This is a genomic window from Pseudomonas sp. LjRoot277 (assembly GCF_964253845.1).
Classification (GTDB): domain Bacteria; phylum Pseudomonadota; class Gammaproteobacteria; order Pseudomonadales; family Pseudomonadaceae; genus Aquipseudomonas.
The window spans coordinates 503,524-520,159 of record NZ_CAXURI020000001.1 but is presented as its reverse complement, the minus strand read 5'-3'; the positions used below and the strand labels follow the sequence as shown (position 1 = coordinate 520,159).

Annotated in this window: 19 protein-coding genes; 10 read left to right on the top strand and 9 right to left on the bottom strand. The window is 60.6% G+C overall.

Going from position 1 to position 16,636, the window contains the following annotated elements:
• Window positions 1-5 precede the first annotated feature (5 nt).
• The 4 genes from ACSQ87_RS02475 to ACSQ87_RS02460 are packed head-to-tail and all read left to right on the top strand — an operon-like array spanning window position 6 to window position 2,581.
• Entirely contained in the window at window positions 6-440 is a 435-nt protein-coding gene (locus ACSQ87_RS02475; protein WP_150658369.1) for a DUF4426 domain-containing protein, read from the top strand.
• Window positions 437-1,033, top strand: coding sequence for an RdgB/HAM1 family non-canonical purine NTP pyrophosphatase (gene rdgB / locus ACSQ87_RS02470; protein ID WP_223431161.1), 597 nt, complete (start codon window positions 437-439; stop codon window positions 1,031-1,033). The genes ACSQ87_RS02475 and rdgB overlap by 4 nt, the downstream gene beginning before the upstream one ends.
• The gene (gene hemW, locus ACSQ87_RS02465) at window positions 1,030-2,235 is read left to right on the top strand and encodes a radical SAM family heme chaperone HemW (RefSeq protein WP_436273296.1); all 1,206 of its coding nucleotides are present in this window, start codon (window positions 1,030-1,032) and stop codon (window positions 2,233-2,235) included. The genes rdgB and hemW overlap by 4 nt, the downstream gene beginning before the upstream one ends.
• 22 nt (window positions 2,236-2,257) lie before the next feature.
• Window positions 2,258-2,581: a DUF3392 domain-containing protein gene (locus tag ACSQ87_RS02460; protein WP_046045220.1), complete on the top strand. Its 324-nt coding sequence runs from the start codon at window positions 2,258-2,260 to the stop codon at window positions 2,579-2,581.
• Between the two features lie 132 nt (window positions 2,582-2,713).
• Here the strand turns inward: ACSQ87_RS02460 and trmB are convergent, their stop codons facing one another.
• The 4 genes from trmB to ACSQ87_RS02440 all read right to left on the bottom strand — a co-directional run bounded on the left by trmB (window position 2,714) and on the right by ACSQ87_RS02440 (window position 4,966).
• Window positions 2,714-3,439, bottom strand: coding sequence for a tRNA (guanosine(46)-N7)-methyltransferase TrmB (gene trmB / locus ACSQ87_RS02455; protein ID WP_150658366.1), 726 nt, complete (start codon window positions 3,437-3,439; stop codon window positions 2,714-2,716).
• A 9-nt stretch (window positions 3,440-3,448) separates the two neighbouring features.
• The gene (locus tag ACSQ87_RS02450; RefSeq protein ID WP_008068101.1) at window positions 3,449-4,243 is read right to left on the bottom strand and encodes a thiazole synthase; all 795 of its coding nucleotides are present in this window, start codon (window positions 4,241-4,243) and stop codon (window positions 3,449-3,451) included.
• 60 nt (window positions 4,244-4,303) lie between these two features.
• Window positions 4,304-4,504 carry a sulfur carrier protein ThiS gene (gene thiS, locus ACSQ87_RS02445; protein ID WP_008026157.1) on the bottom strand — a complete coding sequence of 67 codons (201 nt, stop codon included), beginning with the start codon at window positions 4,502-4,504 and terminating at the stop codon, window positions 4,304-4,306.
• A gap of 90 nt (window positions 4,505-4,594) precedes the next feature.
• Window positions 4,595-4,966, bottom strand: coding sequence for a DUF423 domain-containing protein (locus ACSQ87_RS02440; protein ID WP_223431160.1), 372 nt, complete (start codon window positions 4,964-4,966; stop codon window positions 4,595-4,597).
• A gap of 74 nt (window positions 4,967-5,040) precedes the next feature.
• Here ACSQ87_RS02440 and mtgA point away from each other — a divergent pair, with 74 nt between their 5' ends.
• The gene (gene mtgA, locus ACSQ87_RS02435) at window positions 5,041-5,763 is read left to right on the top strand and encodes a monofunctional biosynthetic peptidoglycan transglycosylase (protein WP_223431159.1); all 723 of its coding nucleotides are present in this window, start codon (window positions 5,041-5,043) and stop codon (window positions 5,761-5,763) included.
• Between the two features lie 67 nt (window positions 5,764-5,830).
• Here mtgA and rpoH read toward each other — a convergent pair whose 3' ends face one another.
• The 4 genes from rpoH to ftsY form a co-directional block, all read right to left on the bottom strand.
• Entirely contained in the window at window positions 5,831-6,685 is an 855-nt protein-coding gene (gene rpoH / locus ACSQ87_RS02430) for an RNA polymerase sigma factor RpoH (RefSeq protein WP_007897890.1), read from the bottom strand.
• 113 nt (window positions 6,686-6,798) lie between these two features.
• Window positions 6,799-7,818 (bottom strand): permease-like cell division protein FtsX, encoded by a 1,020-nt coding sequence (gene ftsX, locus ACSQ87_RS02425; protein ID WP_436273295.1) that lies wholly within the window; start codon window positions 7,816-7,818, stop codon window positions 6,799-6,801.
• Window positions 7,815-8,486, bottom strand: a complete 672-nt coding sequence (gene ftsE, locus ACSQ87_RS02420) for a cell division ATP-binding protein FtsE (protein WP_056738938.1) — start codon at window positions 8,484-8,486, stop codon at window positions 7,815-7,817. Before ftsE ends, ftsX begins: the two co-directional genes overlap by 4 nt.
• Window positions 8,483-10,003 carry a signal recognition particle-docking protein FtsY gene (ftsY, locus tag ACSQ87_RS02415; protein ID WP_436273294.1) on the bottom strand — a complete coding sequence of 507 codons (1,521 nt, stop codon included), beginning with the start codon at window positions 10,001-10,003 and terminating at the stop codon, window positions 8,483-8,485. The genes ftsE and ftsY overlap by 4 nt, the downstream gene beginning before the upstream one ends.
• 343 nt (window positions 10,004-10,346) lie before the next feature.
• Here ftsY and ACSQ87_RS02410 point away from each other — a divergent pair, with 343 nt between their 5' ends.
• The 5 genes from ACSQ87_RS02410 to ACSQ87_RS02390 all read left to right on the top strand — a co-directional run bounded on the left by ACSQ87_RS02410 (window position 10,347) and on the right by ACSQ87_RS02390 (window position 15,690).
• Window positions 10,347-11,702 (top strand): M16 family metallopeptidase, encoded by a 1,356-nt coding sequence (locus tag ACSQ87_RS02410; RefSeq protein ID WP_150658361.1) that lies wholly within the window; start codon window positions 10,347-10,349, stop codon window positions 11,700-11,702.
• The gene (locus ACSQ87_RS02405) at window positions 11,695-13,185 is read left to right on the top strand and encodes a M16 family metallopeptidase (protein WP_436273293.1); all 1,491 of its coding nucleotides are present in this window, start codon (window positions 11,695-11,697) and stop codon (window positions 13,183-13,185) included. The genes ACSQ87_RS02410 and ACSQ87_RS02405 overlap by 8 nt, the downstream gene beginning before the upstream one ends.
• Window positions 13,185-13,796: a 16S rRNA (guanine(966)-N(2))-methyltransferase RsmD gene (gene rsmD / locus ACSQ87_RS02400; RefSeq protein ID WP_046053684.1), complete on the top strand. Its 612-nt coding sequence runs from the start codon at window positions 13,185-13,187 to the stop codon at window positions 13,794-13,796. Before ACSQ87_RS02405 ends, rsmD begins: the two co-directional genes overlap by 1 nt.
• A gap of 63 nt (window positions 13,797-13,859) precedes the next feature.
• Window positions 13,860-14,858, top strand: coding sequence for a hydrolase (locus ACSQ87_RS02395; RefSeq protein ID WP_436273292.1), 999 nt, complete (start codon window positions 13,860-13,862; stop codon window positions 14,856-14,858).
• A 4-nt stretch (window positions 14,859-14,862) separates the two neighbouring features.
• Window positions 14,863-15,690, top strand: coding sequence for an AraC family ligand binding domain-containing protein (locus ACSQ87_RS02390; protein ID WP_436273291.1), 828 nt, complete (start codon window positions 14,863-14,865; stop codon window positions 15,688-15,690).
• A gap of 85 nt (window positions 15,691-15,775) precedes the next feature.
• Here ACSQ87_RS02390 and ACSQ87_RS02385 read toward each other — a convergent pair whose 3' ends face one another.
• Entirely contained in the window at window positions 15,776-16,630 is an 855-nt protein-coding gene (locus tag ACSQ87_RS02385) for a sulfurtransferase (protein WP_436273290.1), read from the bottom strand.
• Window positions 16,631-16,636 lie beyond the last annotated feature (6 nt).

Genomic DNA, 16,636 nt, shown 5'->3' with positions numbered 1-16,636 from the left:
CGAACATGGGTCGTCTAGCGCTGTTTTTACTCACTGCCTGCCTGAGCGTCACCGCCATGGCCGCCGACGTCATCAAAGGCGAGCGCAAGGAAACCTTTGGCGACGTGACGGTGCACTACAACACCTTCAACTCCACCTTCCTGACACCCGACATTGCCAAAGCGGCCGGGCTGACGCGGAGCAAGAACCAGGGTGTGATAAACGTCTCCGTGCTCAAGGATGGCAAACCACTGACCGCTGAAGTCAGCGGATCGGTGAAAGACCTGACCAGCCAGACCGTGCCGTTGAAGTTCAAACAGATCACTGAACAAGGCGCGATCTACTACATCGCCCAGTTCCCGGTCGATCAACAGGAAGTCCGCACCTTCGACATCAAGGTGCAGAACGGCGATAAAATCAACACCATCAATTTCAACCAAGAGCTCTTCCCCGGCGAATGATCAACTTCACGCAACTCGTACTGGCCAGCCACAACGCCGGCAAACTCAAGGAACTTCAGGCCATGCTCGGCGAATCGGTGCAACTGCGCTCGATCGGCGAGTTCAGCAGCGTCGAACCTGAAGAAACCGGCCTGTCATTCGTCGAAAACGCCATCCTCAAGGCCCGCAATGCCGCGCGCATCTCCGGCCTGCCGGCGCTGGCCGACGATTCGGGGTTGGCCGTCGATTTCCTCGGCGGTGCGCCGGGTATCTACTCGGCTCGTTATGCCGATGGTCAGGGCGATGCGGCGAACAACGCCAAACTGCTCGACGTATTGAAGGACGTGCCGGAAGCCGAACGCGGCGCGCAGTTCGTCTGTGTGCTGGCGCTGGTGCGTCATGCCGACGATCCGTTGCCGATTATCTGCGAAGGCCTGTGGCACGGGCGCATCCTGCCGGAAGCCAGCGGCGAACACGGTTTCGGTTACGATCCGCTGTTCTGGGTGCCGGAGCGCGATTGCTCCAGCGCCGAGTTGAGCCCGAGCGACAAGAACCTCATCAGCCACCGCGCCCGTGCAATGGATCTGCTGCGCCAGCGTCTGGGCCTGAAATGATCCATGACTCATCCGCATCGCCGCTGATCTTCGGCGGCGATGCCCAATCGCCTCGGGCCGCCCTGCCGGTACTGCCGCCCTTGGCGTTGTACATCCACATCCCGTGGTGTGTGCGCAAATGCCCTTATTGCGACTTCAATTCCCACACCGCCAGCCCGGTGCTGCCGGAAGAAGAATATGTGGACGCGCTGCTGGCCGACCTCGATCAGGACCTGCATGCGGTTTACGGCCGTGAGCTGAGTTCGATCTTCTTTGGTGGCGGCACGCCGAGCCTGTTCAGCGCTGAAGCCCTGGGCCGTTTGCTCAAAGGCGTCGAGCAACGCATTCCGTTCGCCAGCGACATCGAAATCACTCTGGAGGCCAATCCGGGAACGTTCGAGCAAGAGAAGTTCGTCGCCTACCGGGCGCTGGGCATCAATCGCCTGTCGATCGGCATCCAGAGCTTTCAGGAAGAGAAACTCAAGGCCCTGGGGCGGATTCACAACGGTGACGAAGCGGTACGTGCCGCCGGCATGGCCCGTCAGGCCGGGTTCGACAACTTCAATCTGGACTTGATGCACGGTTTACCCGATCAGTCCCTGGACGACGCCCTGAGCGACCTGCGCCAGGCCATCGCCCTGAAGCCGACCCACTTGTCCTGGTATCAGCTAACCCTGGAGCCGAACACGGTGTTCTGGAACCAGCCGCCGACGCTGCCGGAAGACGACACGCTGTGGGACATTCAGGAGGCCGGGCAGGCGCTGTTGGCCGAGCACGGTTACGCGCAATACGAAGTCTCGGCGTATGCCCAGCCCGGCCGTCCGGCGCGGCATAACCTCAATTACTGGAGTTTCGGCGACTTCATCGGCATCGGTGCCGGGGCTCACGGCAAACTCAGCCACCCGGACGGGCGCATCGTCCGCACCTGGAAGACCCGCTTGCCGAAGGACTACCTCAACCCGGCCAAAAGCTTCAAGGCTGGGGAGAAAGCCCTGACCAATGAAGAACTGCCGTTCGAGTTCCTGATGAACGCGCTACGCCTGACCGAGGGCGTGGAATCGCGGCTGTATCCGGAACGCACCGGGATGACCCTGGAAAGCCTCGCCGAACACCGCCGCGAAGCCGAACAAAGCGGCTTGTTGCAGGTCGAACCGTCACGTCTGGCGGCCACCGAGCGCGGACACCTGTTTCTCAATGACTTGCTGCAGACATTTCTGAGCTGATTTCAGCCTTAAGGGAAAACGAATGGATTTGATACTCGACCTGCTCGCCACCGCGTCCCGCTGGAGCCGTAGCAACCTGTCTGAAATCGCTCTGGCACTGGTGGGCTGCCTGCTGGTGTTGTTTGGCGCCGATATCAAAGGCTGGGTCGACCAACGCCTGGGCAGCATCGCTGGCGCCTTGCGCGTCCCGCTGATGGCCCTGCTGTGCATGATCGGCAGCGGCGTCGCGCTGATCTATGCCACGCCGTGGATCATCAAAGGCCTGAGCCAGTTCAACAACTACAGCCTGGCGCCGGTGTTGTTGGTGGTGCTGGTGCTCATCGGTGTCGTCGCCGATCGCCGCTAAATTTCGAACACACCCAAAAACAAATGTGGGAGCGGGCTTGCTCGCGAAAGCGGTAGATCATTCAACAGTGATGTTGACTGATACGACGCCTTCGCGAGCAAGCCCGCTCCCACATTGGGTATTGCGTAGGGTTTAGGACTGTTTTTCGAACTTCAAATCCCACACGCCATGCCCAAGACGTTCGCCGCGGCGTTCGAACTTGGTGATCGGGCGCTCGGCCGGGCGCGGCACGCATTTGCCATCTTCGGCCAGGTTGCGATAACCCGGCGCCACGTTCATCACTTCCAGCATGTACTCGGCGTACGGTTCCCAGTCAGTGGCCATGTGCAGCACACCGCCGACCTTCAACTTGCTGCGCACCAGTTCAGCGAACGACGCCTGAACGATACGGCGCTTGTGGTGGCGACTCTTGTGCCACGGGTCCGGGAAAAACAGCATCAGGCGATCGAGGCTGTTGTCAGCCACGCAGCGATTGAGCACTTCGATCGCGTCGCAATCGTAGACCCGCAGGTTGGTCAGGCCCTGAGTCAGCACGCCATTGAGCAGCGCGCCAACACCCGGGCGGTGCACTTCCACGCCGATGAAATCCTGCTCCGGCGAAGCCGCGGCCATTTCCAGCAGCGAATGGCCCATGCCAAAACCGATTTCCAGCGAGCGCGGTGCCGAACGACCGAACACCTGATCGAAGTCCACCGGCGCATCGGCCAGAGGCAACACGAACAGCGGCGTGCCCTGCTCCAGACCTTTTTGCTGGCCTTCGGTCATGCGCCCGGCGCGCATCACGAAACTCTTGATGCGGCGGTGTTGGCGCTCTTCGCCTTCTTCCGGCTGGATAGGCGTTTCGTTTGATTCAGTCATCAATGGCTCTTACTTGATCAGACCATCCAGCGGCGAGGAGGCGCTGGCATAGAGTTTTTTCGGCATGCGGCCGGCGAGGTAGGCCAAACGACCTGCAACGATGGCGTGTTTCATGGCTTCAGCCATCATGATCGGCTGCTGGGCATGGGCGATGGCCGAGTTCATCAGCACCGCTTCGCAACCCAGTTCCATGGCGATGGTGGCGTCGGAGGCGGTACCGACACCGGCATCCACCAGCACCGGGATCTTGGCTTCTTCGAGGATGATCTGCAGGTTGTACGGGTTGCAGATCCCCAGGCCCGTGCCGATCAGGCCGGCCAGCGGCATCACCGCGATAACGCCGATTTCCGCCAGTTGACGGGCGATGATCGGGTCATCGCTGGTGTAGACCATCACGTCGAAACCTTCCTTGACCAGCACTTCAGCGGCCTTGAGGGTTTCGATCACGTTGGGGAACAGGGTTTTCTGATCCGCCAGCACTTCCAGCTTCACCAGGTTGTGGCCACCGAGCAGCTCACGGGCCAGGCGGCAGGTGCGCACAGCCTCGGTAGCGTCGAAGCAACCGGCGGTGTTAGGCAGGAAGGTGTAGCGATCCGGCGACAGGACTTCGAGCAGGTTCGGTTCGCCCGGGTTCTGGCCGAGGTTGGTGCGGCGCACGGCGAAGGTGACGATCTCGGCACCCGAGGCTTCGATGGCCAGGCGGGTTTCTTCCATGTCGCGGTACTTGCCGGTGCCTACCAGCAAACGCGACTGGTAAGTACGACCGGCCAGGACGAAGGGCTTGTCGCTACGAACGATGCTCATGGGAAATCCTCTGTAGGGGTGAGGTTCTTGCAGAATTCTGTGCCCTTGCGGGCCGGGCGACTAGCCGCCGCCGATGGCGTGTACCACTTCGACGGAATCGCCGTCATTCAGCGTGGTGTCCGCATGCTGGCTGCGCGGGACGATATCCAGATTGAGTTCGACCGCCACCCGGCGTCCGGTCAGTTCCAGACGGGTCAGCAGGGCCGCAACGGTTTCGCCGTCGGGCAGTTCAAGGGATTCGCCGTTCAACTGAATGCGCATACCGAATGCCGCCATCATTTTTAGGGGCTGGCATTCTAGCCCGATCAGTCTTGGCGACCCAAGCCATTCGTCATGAAATGGACCACCCGGTCAGCTCAACCGCCAGGCGGCAAGCCCCAGGCAGAACCAGCCGACCAGAAATGCCAGGCCGCCGAAGGGGGTGATGATCCCAAGCTTGCTGACGCCGGTCATGGTCAACAGGTACAGACTGCCGGAAAACAGCAGGATGCCGACGACAAACGATACTCCCGCCCAGGTGATCAGGCGCCCGGAAATTTGCGTGGCCAGCAGCGCAACGCCCAGCAATGCCAATGTGTGCACCAACTGATAGGTCACGCCGGTGTGGAAAATTGCCAGGTACTCGGGCGTCAGGCGGCTTTTCAAGCCATGGGCAGCGAACGCGCCAAGGGCAACGCCGGTGAAGCCGAAGAAAGCGGCCAGCATCAGAAAGCCACGCAGCATGAAGAACTCCAGTCAGACTCGATCCACAGGGTCTGTATAATGGCCCGCTCAACGGGTTCGGCCAAGCCATCTCTATGCTGCGTATATTTTTGCGACGATTCACGAAGGCCCTGCTCTGGTTCGCGGGTGGCAGCGTATTGCTGGTGCTGATCTTTCGCGTGGTACCGCCACCGGGAACCGCGTTGATGGTCGAGCGCAAGGTCGAATCCTGGTTCGACGGCGAGCCCATTGATCTGCAACGCACCTGGAAACCCTGGGATGAAATTTCCGATGACCTGAAAGTCGCGGTGATTGCCGGCGAAGATCAGAAATTCCCGGAGCATTGGGGCTTTGACTTTGGCGCGATCCAGGCCGCACTGGCCCACAACGAACTCGGCGGAACGATTCGCGGCGCCAGCACCCTGAGCCAGCAGGTCTCGAAGAATCTGTTTCTGTGGTCCGGCCGCAGCTGGTTGCGCAAAGGCCTGGAAGCCTGGTTTACCGGACTGATCGAAGTGTTCTGGCCCAAGCAGCGAATTCTCGAGGTCTACCTCAACAGCGTTGAGTGGGATGACGGTGTGTTTGGCGCTGAAGCAGCAGCCAGGCATCACTTTGGCGTCGGCGCTCGCTCGCTGTCTCGCCAGCAGACCAGCTTGCTGGCTGCGGTGCTGCCTAACCCGCGGGTGTGGAGCGCCAGTCATCCAACTAACTACGTCGCACGGCGAGCGGGATGGATTCGGCAACAGATGAGTCAGCTCGGTGGCGATAGCTACCTTGTAGGGATCAATGATTCACGCCGCGCACCTTGGGCTCAGTGACCTTTTGATGCGCAAACAAAAACGCCCCGATCAATGATCGGGGCGTTTTTTTATGCCTGAGCTGCGGTTAGGCGGCGATCGACAACTTGAGCTTGTTCATCGCGCTCTTCTCGAGCTGACGAATACGCTCGGCCGACACGTTGTACTTCTGCGCCAGGTCATGCAGTGTGGCTTTTTCTTCCGCCAGCCAGCGCTGGTAGAGGATGTCACGGCTGCGGTCGTCCAGCACTTCAAGCGCTTCGTGCAGGTTGTGGTTCGAGTTGTCGCTCCAATCGGCATCTTCCAGTTGACGGGCCGGGTCGTACCGGTGGTCTTCCAGATAGTTGGCTGGCGATTGAAAAGCACTGTCGTCGTCCGCTTCCGCGGCCGGATCGAAGGCCATGTCATGGCCGGTCAGGCGACTTTCCATCTCACGCACTTCCCGAGGCTCTACACCGAGGCTTTCCGCCACACGGTGGACTTCCTCGTTGTTCAGCCACGCCAGACGTTTCTTCTGGCTGCGCAGGTTGAAGAACAGCTTGCGCTGGGCCTTGGTGGTCGCGACTTTCACAATGCGCCAGTTGCGCAGGATGAACTCGTGGATTTCCGCCTTGATCCAGTGCACAGCGAACGAAACCAGGCGCACACCCATTTCAGGGTTGAAGCGCTTCACGGCCTTCATCAGGCCGACGTTGCCTTCCTGGATCAGGTCAGCCTGAGCCAGACCGTAGCCGGAATAGCTACGGGCGATATGTACGACAAAACGCAGGTGGGCGAGCACCATCTGCCGAGCCGCCCCCAAATCCTGCTCATAATAGAGACTCTCGGCCAGTTCACGCTCCTGCTCCGGCGTCAGCAATGGAATGCTGTTCACGGTGTGCACATAGGCCTCCAGGTTCGCACCCGGGACCAGAGCATATGCAGGTTGCAAAGAATTGGTCATACGAAAAAACCTCCGACTTACATAACTCGTGCAGTTCAGCACTGCGAAAATTGACCGGAAACCGAAAGACAAGTTCCCATAAACGCTGAAAGGTCAATACGAGCAAAATGATATTACTTTGGCGCAAGCTCCCGCAGGTGGCGTGCGACTGCAATCCATGCACCGATATACCCCAACAGCACCGCGCCAAGCAAGAGCGACAGACCGTCGGCAACTGGCACTCCGGCCAGCGCAAAATCACTGCCGTACAAACCGGCCAGCCCAACCACCGCGTCGTTCAGCCAATCAAGGCCGAACGCCAATACGCCCCAGGAAAGAATCCCCGCACCGAAGCCATAAAGCGCACCCATATACAGAAAGGGCCTGCGCACATAGCTGTCAGTGCCGCCGACGAGTTTAATCACTTCTATCTCTGTGCGGCGGTTTTCAATATGAAGACGAATGGTATTGCCTATCACCAAAAGTAATGCAGAAACCAGAAGCACGGTCAGACCGAAGACAAAACGGTCACCCAGCTTGAGGATGGCTGCCAGACGCTCGACCCAGACTAGATCAAGTTGCGCCTGTTGTACCTTCGGCAGTTCGGAAAGTTTTTGTCGTAATGCTTCAAGCGCCGGCTTGTCGACTTCGTTCGGGGTGACCAGCACCACGCCTGGCAGCGGGTTTTCCGGCAGTTCCTTGAGCGCCTCGCCCAGACCGGACTGCTGCTGGAACTCTTCCAGCGCCTGATCGCGGCCGACATATTCAGCATCAGCTACGCCAGGCATGCCTTTGATCTGCTCGCGCAACGACTCGCCTTCAGCGGGGCTGGCCTCGATTTGCAGGTACAGGGAAATCTGCGCCGCACGCTGCCAGGAACCGCCGAGACGCTCGACGTTACTTAGCAAAAGTGACAGGCCCATTGGCAAACTCAGGGCAACCGCCATCACCAGGCAGGTGAAGAAGCTACCGATTGGCTGCTTGCCCAAACGACGCAAGCTATCGAGCAGGCTGGCGCGATGACTCTCGACCCAGGCACGGAACAGTGTGGCGAAATCCGGGCCGTCATCATCGTCGCGTTTCTTCTGCGGTTGCTGATCGGCGGCCTTCGGGGCCACGCGCTCGGAAACCTTGGGGCTACGTGTCGCACTCATACGCCGGCCTCCCCGTCACCGATCAATCGGCCGCGCTGCAGGGTCAGCATGCGGTGGCGCATGCGGGCGATCAGTGCCAGATCGTGGCTGGCGATCAGCACGCTGGTGCCCAGACGATTGATGTCTTCGAACACGCCCATGATTTCGGCCGCCAGACGCGGGTCGAGGTTACCGGTCGGTTCGTCCGCCAGCAGCAAGGCCGGGCGGTGAACGATGGCGCGGGCGATGCCGACGCGCTGTTGCTGACCAGTGGACAGATCGCCAGGGTACAAATCGGTCTTGTCCGACAGCGCCACGCGCTCCAGCGCCGAATCCACGCGCTTGGTGATCTCGGCCTTGGACAGCCCAAGGATCTGCAAGGGCAGCGCGATATTGTTGAACACCGTGCGATCGAACAGTAATTGGTGGTTCTGGAACACCACGCCGATCTGCCGCCGCAAGTACGGGATCTGCGCATTGCTGATGGTGCTCAGGTCTTGCCCGGCCAACAGCAATTTGCCGGTGGTTGGACGCTCCATTGCCAGCAGCAGGCGCAACAAGGTGCTTTTACCGGCGCCAGAATGGCCGGTCACAAACAAAAACTCGCCCCGACGGACTCGAAAGCTCAGCTCATGCAAGCCGACATGACCATTCGGGTAGCGCTTACCGACCTGTTCGAAACGAATCATGAACGCTCCCGCTCGGCAAACAATGCCTGGACAAAGGGTTCTGCTTCAAAAGTACGCAAATCATCGATGCCTTCACCGACGCCGATGTAGCGAATCGGCAGGCCAAACTGCTTGGCGAGGGCGAAAATCACCCCGCCTTTGGCGGTGCCATCGAGCTTGGTCAGCGCCAGGCCGGTCAGTTCGACGGTCTGGTTGAATTGTTTGGCCTGGCTGATCGCGTTCTGGCCAGTGCCGGCATCGAGCACCAACAGCACCTCGTGAGGCGCGTCGGCGTCGAGCTTGCTAATCACCCGACGAACCTTCTTCAGCTCTTCCATCAAGTTGTCTTTGGTGTGCAAACGACCGGCGGTGTCGGCGATCAGCACGTCAATGCCACGGGCCTTGGCGGCTTGCACGGCGTCGAAGATAACTGAAGCCGAGTCAGCGCCGGTGTGCTGGGCGATGACCGGGATCTTGTTGCGCTCGCCCCAGACCTGCAATTGCTCGACGGCGGCGGCGCGGAAGGTATCGCCGGCCGCGAGCATGACTTTCTTGCCTTCGAGCTGCAGCTTCTTCGCCAATTTGCCGATGGTGGTGGTCTTGCCGGCGCCGTTGACGCCGACGACCAGAATCACGAACGGCTTGTTCTGCGAAGTGATTTTCAGCGGTTGCTCGACGGGTTTGAGCATCGCCGCCAGTTCCGCTTGCAGGGACTTGTACAGCGCATCGGCATCGGCCAGTTCTTTGCGAGCGACCTTCTGGGTCAGACGCTGAATGATCACCGAAGTCGCCTCGACGCCCACGTCGGCGGTCAACAGGCGGGTTTCGATGTCTTCGAGCAGCTCGTCATCGATGATCTTCTTGCCCAGGAACAGGCTGGCCATGCCTTCGCCGATGCTGGCGCTGGTCTTGGACAAACCCTGTTTCAGGCGGGCGAAGAAACCGGCTTTGGTTTCTTCTGTACGCACGGGCCCGGCAGGCGCTTCGACGGGAACGACAGGTGCGGCGGCAACGGGAGCGACGGGAGCGATGGCCGGAGCCGGCGCTTGGACAACCGGAGCAACCGGAGCAACGAATGCGGGCACCACAGATTCCGGAACAACCGGCTCAGGCTCAACCACCACTGGCGCAACAACCGGCTCAACCACTGGCGCTTGAACGGGCTCAGGAGCAAAGGCAGTCGGCGCTGGAATCGGCGGTGTAACGTGCGGCGCCAGATCATCTTCAACCAATGCCACCGGCTCTTCCGCCACGGGCAACGTCAGCCATGGCTCGGCAACGGGCGTGAGCGGCACCTGGGTCACGACTTCGGCGACAACATCAGGCTCAGGCTCGATGGCCGTTTGCAGCACCGGCTCAGCGATCGGCAGGACAACCGGCGCGGGCTCTTCTTCTATTACCGGCGCAGGCGTGGGCTCAGGAAGTGGCTGTGGCTGTTCGACGACGGGTTCCTGCGGCTTTTTGCGCAGCCATCCGAACAGGCTTTTCTTCTCGCCAGCCGCAGCTGGGGCTTTCTTGTCGTCGTTGGAACCAAACATGGAGGACGGCTATCTCACGGTAGCGACGCGCCAAAGGCGCCTCGGCAAATAAATTTTCGATGCAGAACAGACTGCGATTGACCCAGCTTGTTCACGCGCAACATTTTGTCGAGGTACAAACAGCACCTCAAAGGTCGACTAATACGAAGGACTGGAACGGCATCGTCGGCGAAAACGCAGAGTTTAGCTGACAAACTCAAAGCTTCAGCCGTAAACCCAAACAACCTGCTGACCGATCAAAGGCCTGATAGGCGTGGCCGCCAGTAAAACGGATCAGTATCCTAGCACCCTCTCGCCCGCCGACGCTAAGACCAAGCGGGCAGCCCCAAAGGTTTAAAAACGAATGAATGCTCTAGCCCGCCGCGCTGCAGGCCTGCTGCTCAGCACAGTTTGTCTGCCCCTCTCGGCCCTGGCTGCCGATCCACAACCCACTCACGAATTCACCCTCGATAACGGCCTGAAGGTCGTCGTGCGCGAAGACCATCGTGCGCCGGTGGTGGTTTCCCAAGTCTGGTACAAGGTCGGCTCAAGCTACGAGACCCCGGGTCAGACCGGTTTGTCCCACGCCTTGGAACACATGATGTTCAAGGGCAGCGAGAAAGTCGGCCCTGGCGAAGCGTCGCTGATCCTGCGCGACCTCGGTGCCGAAGAGAACGCGTTCACCAGCGACGACTTCACGGCGTATTACCAGGTGCTGGCCCGCGACCGTCTGGGCGTGGCCTTCGAGCTGGAGGCCGACCGCATGGCCAGCCTGCGTCTGCCGGCCGACGAGTTCGCCCGCGAGATCGAAGTCATTAAAGAAGAACGTCGCCTGCGCACCGACGACAAGCCGATGTCCAAGGCTTACGAACGCTTCAAGGCCATGGCCTACCCGGCCAGCGGTTACCACACGCCGACCATCGGCTGGATGGCTGACCTGGACCGCATGAAAGTCGAAGAGCTGCGCCACTGGTACCAATCCTGGTATGTGCCGAACAACGCCACGTTGGTGGTGGTCGGTGACGTGACCCCGGACGAGGTCAAAACCCTGGCCCAGCGTTACTTCGGCCCGATCGCCAAACGTGACGTGCCGTCCGCGAAAATCCCGCTGGAACTGGCCGAACCCGGCGAACGGCAGATCACCCTGCACGTGCAGACCCAACTGCCAAGCCTGATGCTGGGCTTCAACGTGCCGAGCATCGCCACCGCCGAAGACAAACGCTCGGTCAATGCCTTGCGCCTGATCTCCGCCCTGCTCGACGGCGGCTACAGCGGACGTATCCCGACACAACTGGAGCGCGGCGAAGAGCTGGTCTCCGGCGGTTCGTCGAGTTACGACGCCTATACCCGTGGCGACAGCCTGTTCACCTTGTCGGCAACGCCCAATACTCAGAAAAACAAAACCATGGCCCAGGCTGAAGCTGGCCTGTGGAAACTGCTTGAACAGTTGAAAACCACCGCGCCGTCCGCTGAAGAACTGGAACGAGTGCGGGCTCAAGTGATTGCCGGCCTGGTTTTCGAGCGTGACTCGATCACCAGCCAGGCCACCGCCATTGGCCAATTGGAAACCGTCGGCCTGTCGTGGAAGCTGATGGACACCGAACTCGCTGACCTGGAAAGCGTGACCCCGCAAGACATCCAGAAAGCCGCCAAGCTGTATTTCACCCGCGAACGTCTCAGCGTCGCCCATGTATTGCCGGAGGAGACGACTCATGAGTGAGCGTAAAAAACCGCGCCTGGTCCTGATGGGCCTGATCGCTGTCGCCTTGATCGGGTCTGCCGCGTTCTACTTCTCAAAGACCGACGAATCCAAGGCCAGCGAAGCCCTCGACAAGGCCAAGGCCAGCCAGAAACTGCAATCGCTGGCCGAACTCGACGGCAAGGCGCCAAGCCACCGCACCCTGGACGTGCAGACCTGGAAAACCGCCGAGGGCGCCAAGGTGCTGTTCGTTGAAGCCCGGGAGCTGCCGATGTTCGACATGCGCCTGATCTTCGCCGCCGGCAGCAGCCAGGACGGCGACGCACCCGGCCTCTCCGTGCTGACCAATGCCATGCTCAACGAAGGTGTGGCCGGCAAAGATGTCGGCGCCATCGCTCAGGGCTTCGAAGGCCTGGGCGCAGATTTCGGCAACGGCGCATTTAAGGACATGGCACTGGCTTCCCTGCGCAGCCTCAGCGCCGCGGACAAACGCGAGCCGGCCCTGAAGTTGTTCTCTGAAGTCGTCGGCAAACCGACCTTCCCTGCCGATTCCTTTGCGCGCATCAAGAACCAGATGCTCGCCGGTTTCGAATACCAGAAGCAGAACCCGGGCAAACTGGCGAGCCTGGAGCTGATGAACCGTCTGTACGGCGATCACCCGTACGCGCACTCCAGCGACGGCACGGCGAAAACCGTTCCAGCGATCACACTGGCTCAACTGAAAGCGTTCCATGAGAAGGCCTATGCGGCTGGCAACGTGGTGATTGCGCTGGTGGGCGACCTGTCTCGTGCCGAGGCGGAGGCGATTGCTGCGCAAGTCTCCAGCGCGCTGCCAAAAGGCCCGGAGCTGGCGAAAATCCCGCAACCTGTGGAACCGAAAGCCAGCATCGGTCACATCGAGTTTCCGTCCAAGCAGACCAACCTGATGCTCGCGCAATTGGGCATCGACCGTGACGACCCGGACTACGCGGCACTGTCCATGGGTAACCAGATCCTTGGCGGCGGTGGCTTCGGCACCCGGTTGATGAGCGAAGTGCGCGAGAAGCGCGGCCTGACTTATGGCGTGTATTCGGGCTTCACCCCGATGCAGGCTCGCGGCCCGTTCATGATCAATCTGCAAACCCGCGCCGAGATGAGCGAAGGCACGCTGAAACTGGTGCAGGACGTGCTCGCCGACTACCTTAAAACCGGCCCGACCCAGAAAGAACTCGACGACGCCAAGCGTGAACTGGCTGGCAGCTTCCCGCTGTCCACCGCCAGCAACGCCGATATCGTCGGCCAACTCGGCGCCATGGGTTTCTACAACCTGCCGCTGAGTTATCTGGATGACTTTATGCGCGAGTCCCAGAGCCTGACGGTCGAGCAGGTCAAAACCGCACTGAACAAACACTTGAGCACGGACAAAATGGTCATCGTCAGCGCTGGCCCGACCGTGCCGCAAAAGCCGTTACCGGCCCCCACTGATAAACCTGCCGAGCGACCGCTCGGGGTTCCGGAGCATTAATGGCCACTCGTCCTAAAAAACCCGTACACAACGTCCATAACGGCGTGAACCAACTGCGCATCATCGGCGGTGAATGGGGCAGCCGAAAGCTGAGCTTCCCGGATGCACCGGGCCTGCGCCCTACCCCGGACCGGGTGCGTGAAACCCTGTTCAACTGGCTCGCGCCTTATGTCGCTGGCGCCAAGGTTCTGGACCCGTTCGCCGGCAGCGGCGCGTTGTTCCTTGAAGCCTTGTCCCGTGGCGCGGCCATGGGTCAGGCACTGGACGCCAGTAACATCGCGGTCGCCAGCATCAAGGAGCATCTGGGCACGCTGCGCTGCACCACCGGCCAGATTCAGACCGCCGATGCCCTGCGCTACCTGGAAACCCAGACAGCGACTGCTTACGACGTGGTGTTCCTCGATCCGCCGTTCAACCAGAACCTGTTGCCGGGTGTTTGCGCATTACTTGAAGAGCGTCAGTGGCTGGCCGACGAAGCTTGGATCTACACTGAAAGCGAGAATGCGCCATCGAGCCTTGGCTTACCAGGCAACTGGCGCCTGCACCGGGAGCAGAAATCCGGGCGGGTGTATTACGCGTTGTGGCAACGTATGGCAGAGATTGCCGGTTAATCAACCGGCCTGAAAAAGGTGCGCGCCTCAAGCGAGGCTCGCACCGCTGCATCGAGAACCATCGTGCCCCAAACGCCAGAACGCTTCACTCCCGCCTTCGGCCTCGGCAACCCGCACTTGCAAACCTTGTGGGGACCGCTGTGGCGCAAAACCACGCACATCGAACGCCAGCGCGAACGCTTGTGGCTTGAGGATGGCGACTTTCTCGATCTCGACTGGCACGGCCCGCACAGCGCCGATGCGCCACTGGTGCTGGTGTTGCACGGCCTGACCGGTTCTTCGAATTCGCCTTACGTGGCCGGAGTGCAGAAAGCGCTGGGTGCCCAAGGCTGGGCCAGCGTCGCACTGAACTGGCGCGGCTGTTCGGGCGAGCCGAATCTGCTTCCACGTAGCTACCATTCCGGCGCCAGTGAAGACCTGGCCGAAACCATCAAACACCTGAAGGCCCAACGACCACTCGCGCCGTTGTATGCGGTCGGTTATTCCATGGGCGGCAATGTGTTGCTCAAGCACTTGGGCGAATCCGGCAGCAATAGTGGCGTGGTCGGTGCGGTGGCGGTGTCGGTGCCGTTTCGTCTCGATCAATGCGCCGACCGTATCGGCCAGGGTTTCTCCAAGGTCTATCAGGCGCATTTCATGCGCGAGATGGTGGCCTACATCAAGAATAAACAGCGCCAGTTCCAGCACGATGGGCGCGAGGAAGGACTGGCGGCACTGGCTGCGCTGGGCTCGCTGGAGAACCTGCGCACGTTCTGGGATTTCGATGGCCGAGTCACCGCGCCGCTGAACGGTTTTGCCGATGCCAAGGATTACTATGACCGCGCCTCAAGTCGCTATTTCCTTGGCGAAATTCGTACGCCAACCCTGATCATTCAAGCGGCCGATGACCCGTTTATATTTCCTCATAGCCTGCCGCACGCCGACGAATTGTCCGCCTCCACTCAATTCGAGTTACAGACCAAGGGTGGGCATGTCGGCTTCGTCGAGGGTTCGTTCCGGCAACCGGGTTACTACCTGGAACGCCGCATCCCGCAGTGGTTGACCGCCGTGGGTCGTCAGTAAAGCCATGGACGTCGATCAGGGCGAGTCGATCCGATTCTGGCAAACAGCGCCGTTGGCCGGCGTCGAGTTATTGTCCGCACGCTACATCGAACACCGTTTCGCGCCCCATGTGCATGACGGTTACGTGATCGGCATGATCATGGCTGGCGCCCAGCGCTATCGTTATCGCGGTGCCGAGCACCTGGCCGGTAGCGGCACGCTGGTGCTGATCAATCCGGACGAACTGCACACCGGCCATAAAGGCACGGAGGAGGGTTGGTTGTATCGGGCGTTCTATCCGGACAGCGGTCAGATTCTCTCGCTACTCGATGAACTGGAACTGCCGACCAACGACTTGCCAGCATTTGGCGCCACGCTGTATCGCGATCCGGATCTGGTGAAGGGTTTCTGCCAACTGCATCGTCTACTGGAAAGTCCGTCCACTGCCCTGCAACAACAAACGGTCTGGCGGGAAATGATGCTGTCGCTGCTGCAACGGCACGCGGCCGTGCCGATTGCCGGCAAGCCGGGCAAGGAACATCGCGCGGTGACGCTGGCCAAGGATCTGTTGCAAGCACAATTGGCGACGCCGCCTTCGCTGGAAGAACTGGCAGCGGCAGTCAATCTTTCGCCCTTCCACTTCGCCCGGGTGTTCCGCCGCGCCACGGGCATGCCGCCACACACCTGGCTGATGCAGCAGCGCATCGCTCGGGCGCGGGCGCTGTTACAGAGCGGTTGTTTGCCGCTGGAAGTGGCGACGCAGTTGGGGTTTGCTGACCAGAGTCATCTGAGTCGGCAATTCAAGCAGGTTTACGGCGTGGGACCGGGCGCGTATCGCAGCGCCCGACTTTAGAATCAAAGGATCGCAGCCTGCGGCAGCTCCTACAGGTGTACACATTCCACTGTAGGAGTTGCCGCAGGCTGCGATCTTTTGATCTTCATTCGCCGATGGCGATGCCGTGCGCAGGATCGTTGATCCACTCGCTCCATGAACCGGCATACAACGAGCCCAACGGATAACCCGCCAGGCACAGCGCGAACAGGTTGTGACAGGCCGTCACGCCAGAACCGCAGTACGCCACCAGATCGGTCGGCGAACGATCACCGAGCTTCGCAGCAAAACGCTGCTTGAGCTGATCCGCCGGCAGAAAACGCCCGTCGCTGCCCAGGTTGTCGGTGAACGCCGCACATTGCGCGCCAGGGATGTGCCCGGCAATCGGGTCGATCGGTTCTACTTCGCCCTTGAAACGCGGCAAGCCGCGGGCATCGAGCAGGGTCAGCGCAGGCTGGCCGAGACGTTTCTGGAGCTGTTCGGCGCTCAAGACCAGCGCGTTGTCCGGCGACCCCGTGAAGGTGCCACGCTCAATCTGCGGCGCATCAAGACTCAGGGGCAAACCGGCCGCGTGCCAAGCCTTGAGCCCGCCATCGAGAATAAACACGCCGTCACGTTTGCCCAGCCAGGCCAGCAACCACCAGGCCCGCGCCGCGTACGCACCCGGACCGTCGTCGTACAAAATCACGTCGCTGTCGGCGTTGACGCCCCAGGCTTGCAGACGTTCGATCAGTTTTTCAGGTTCAGGCAGCGGATGACGCCCGGTCACCCCCTTGACCACTGTCCCGCTCAAATCACGCTCAAGATCGGCAAAGCTCGACCCTGCGATATGCCCTTCGGCATAACTGCGTTGACCGTAATCCGGGTCTTCGAGGGCAAAACGACAATCCAGAATCACCAGCCCCGGCTGCTCCTTTTTCAGGTCCAACGCTTGCGGGCTGATCAGTTGCGCAATGGGCATAACGGG

Excerpts from the sequence above, each read along its gene's own strand:
- rsmD (WP_046053684.1), top strand. The coding sequence starts at position 13,185 with ATGGCCACTCGTCCTAAAAAACCCGTACACAACGTCCATAACGGCGTG.
- ACSQ87_RS02405 (WP_436273293.1), top strand. The coding sequence starts at position 11,695 with ATGAGTGAGCGTAAAAAACCGCGCCTGGTCCTGATGGGCCTGATCGCT.
- thiS (WP_008026157.1), bottom strand. The coding sequence starts at position 4,504 with ATGCGCATTCAGTTGAACGGCGAATCCCTTGAACTGCCCGACGGCGAA.
- hemW (WP_436273296.1), top strand. The coding sequence starts at position 1,030 with ATGATCCATGACTCATCCGCATCGCCGCTGATCTTCGGCGGCGATGCC.
- ftsX (WP_436273295.1), bottom strand. The coding sequence starts at position 7,818 with ATGAGTGCGACACGTAGCCCCAAGGTTTCCGAGCGCGTGGCCCCGAAG.
- trmB (WP_150658366.1), bottom strand. The coding sequence starts at position 3,439 with ATGACTGAATCAAACGAAACGCCTATCCAGCCGGAAGAAGGCGAAGAG.
- rpoH (WP_007897890.1), bottom strand. The coding sequence starts at position 6,685 with ATGACCAATTCTTTGCAACCTGCATATGCTCTGGTCCCGGGTGCGAAC.
- ftsE (WP_056738938.1), bottom strand. The coding sequence starts at position 8,486 with ATGATTCGTTTCGAACAGGTCGGTAAGCGCTACCCGAATGGTCATGTC.
- ftsY (WP_436273294.1), bottom strand. The coding sequence starts at position 10,003 with ATGTTTGGTTCCAACGACGACAAGAAAGCCCCAGCTGCGGCTGGCGAG.
- ACSQ87_RS02390 (WP_436273291.1), top strand. The coding sequence starts at position 14,863 with ATGGACGTCGATCAGGGCGAGTCGATCCGATTCTGGCAAACAGCGCCG.
- rdgB (WP_223431161.1), top strand. The coding sequence starts at position 437 with ATGATCAACTTCACGCAACTCGTACTGGCCAGCCACAACGCCGGCAAA.
- ACSQ87_RS02440 (WP_223431160.1), bottom strand. The coding sequence starts at position 4,966 with ATGCTGCGTGGCTTTCTGATGCTGGCCGCTTTCTTCGGCTTCACCGGC.
- ACSQ87_RS02410 (WP_150658361.1), top strand. The coding sequence starts at position 10,347 with ATGAATGCTCTAGCCCGCCGCGCTGCAGGCCTGCTGCTCAGCACAGTT.
- ACSQ87_RS02460 (WP_046045220.1), top strand. The coding sequence starts at position 2,258 with ATGGATTTGATACTCGACCTGCTCGCCACCGCGTCCCGCTGGAGCCGT.
- ACSQ87_RS02450 (WP_008068101.1), bottom strand. The coding sequence starts at position 4,243 with ATGAGCATCGTTCGTAGCGACAAGCCCTTCGTCCTGGCCGGTCGTACT.
- mtgA (WP_223431159.1), top strand. The coding sequence starts at position 5,041 with ATGCTGCGTATATTTTTGCGACGATTCACGAAGGCCCTGCTCTGGTTC.
- ACSQ87_RS02385 (WP_436273290.1), bottom strand. The coding sequence starts at position 16,630 with ATGCCCATTGCGCAACTGATCAGCCCGCAAGCGTTGGACCTGAAAAAG.
- ACSQ87_RS02475 (WP_150658369.1), top strand. The coding sequence starts at position 6 with ATGGGTCGTCTAGCGCTGTTTTTACTCACTGCCTGCCTGAGCGTCACC.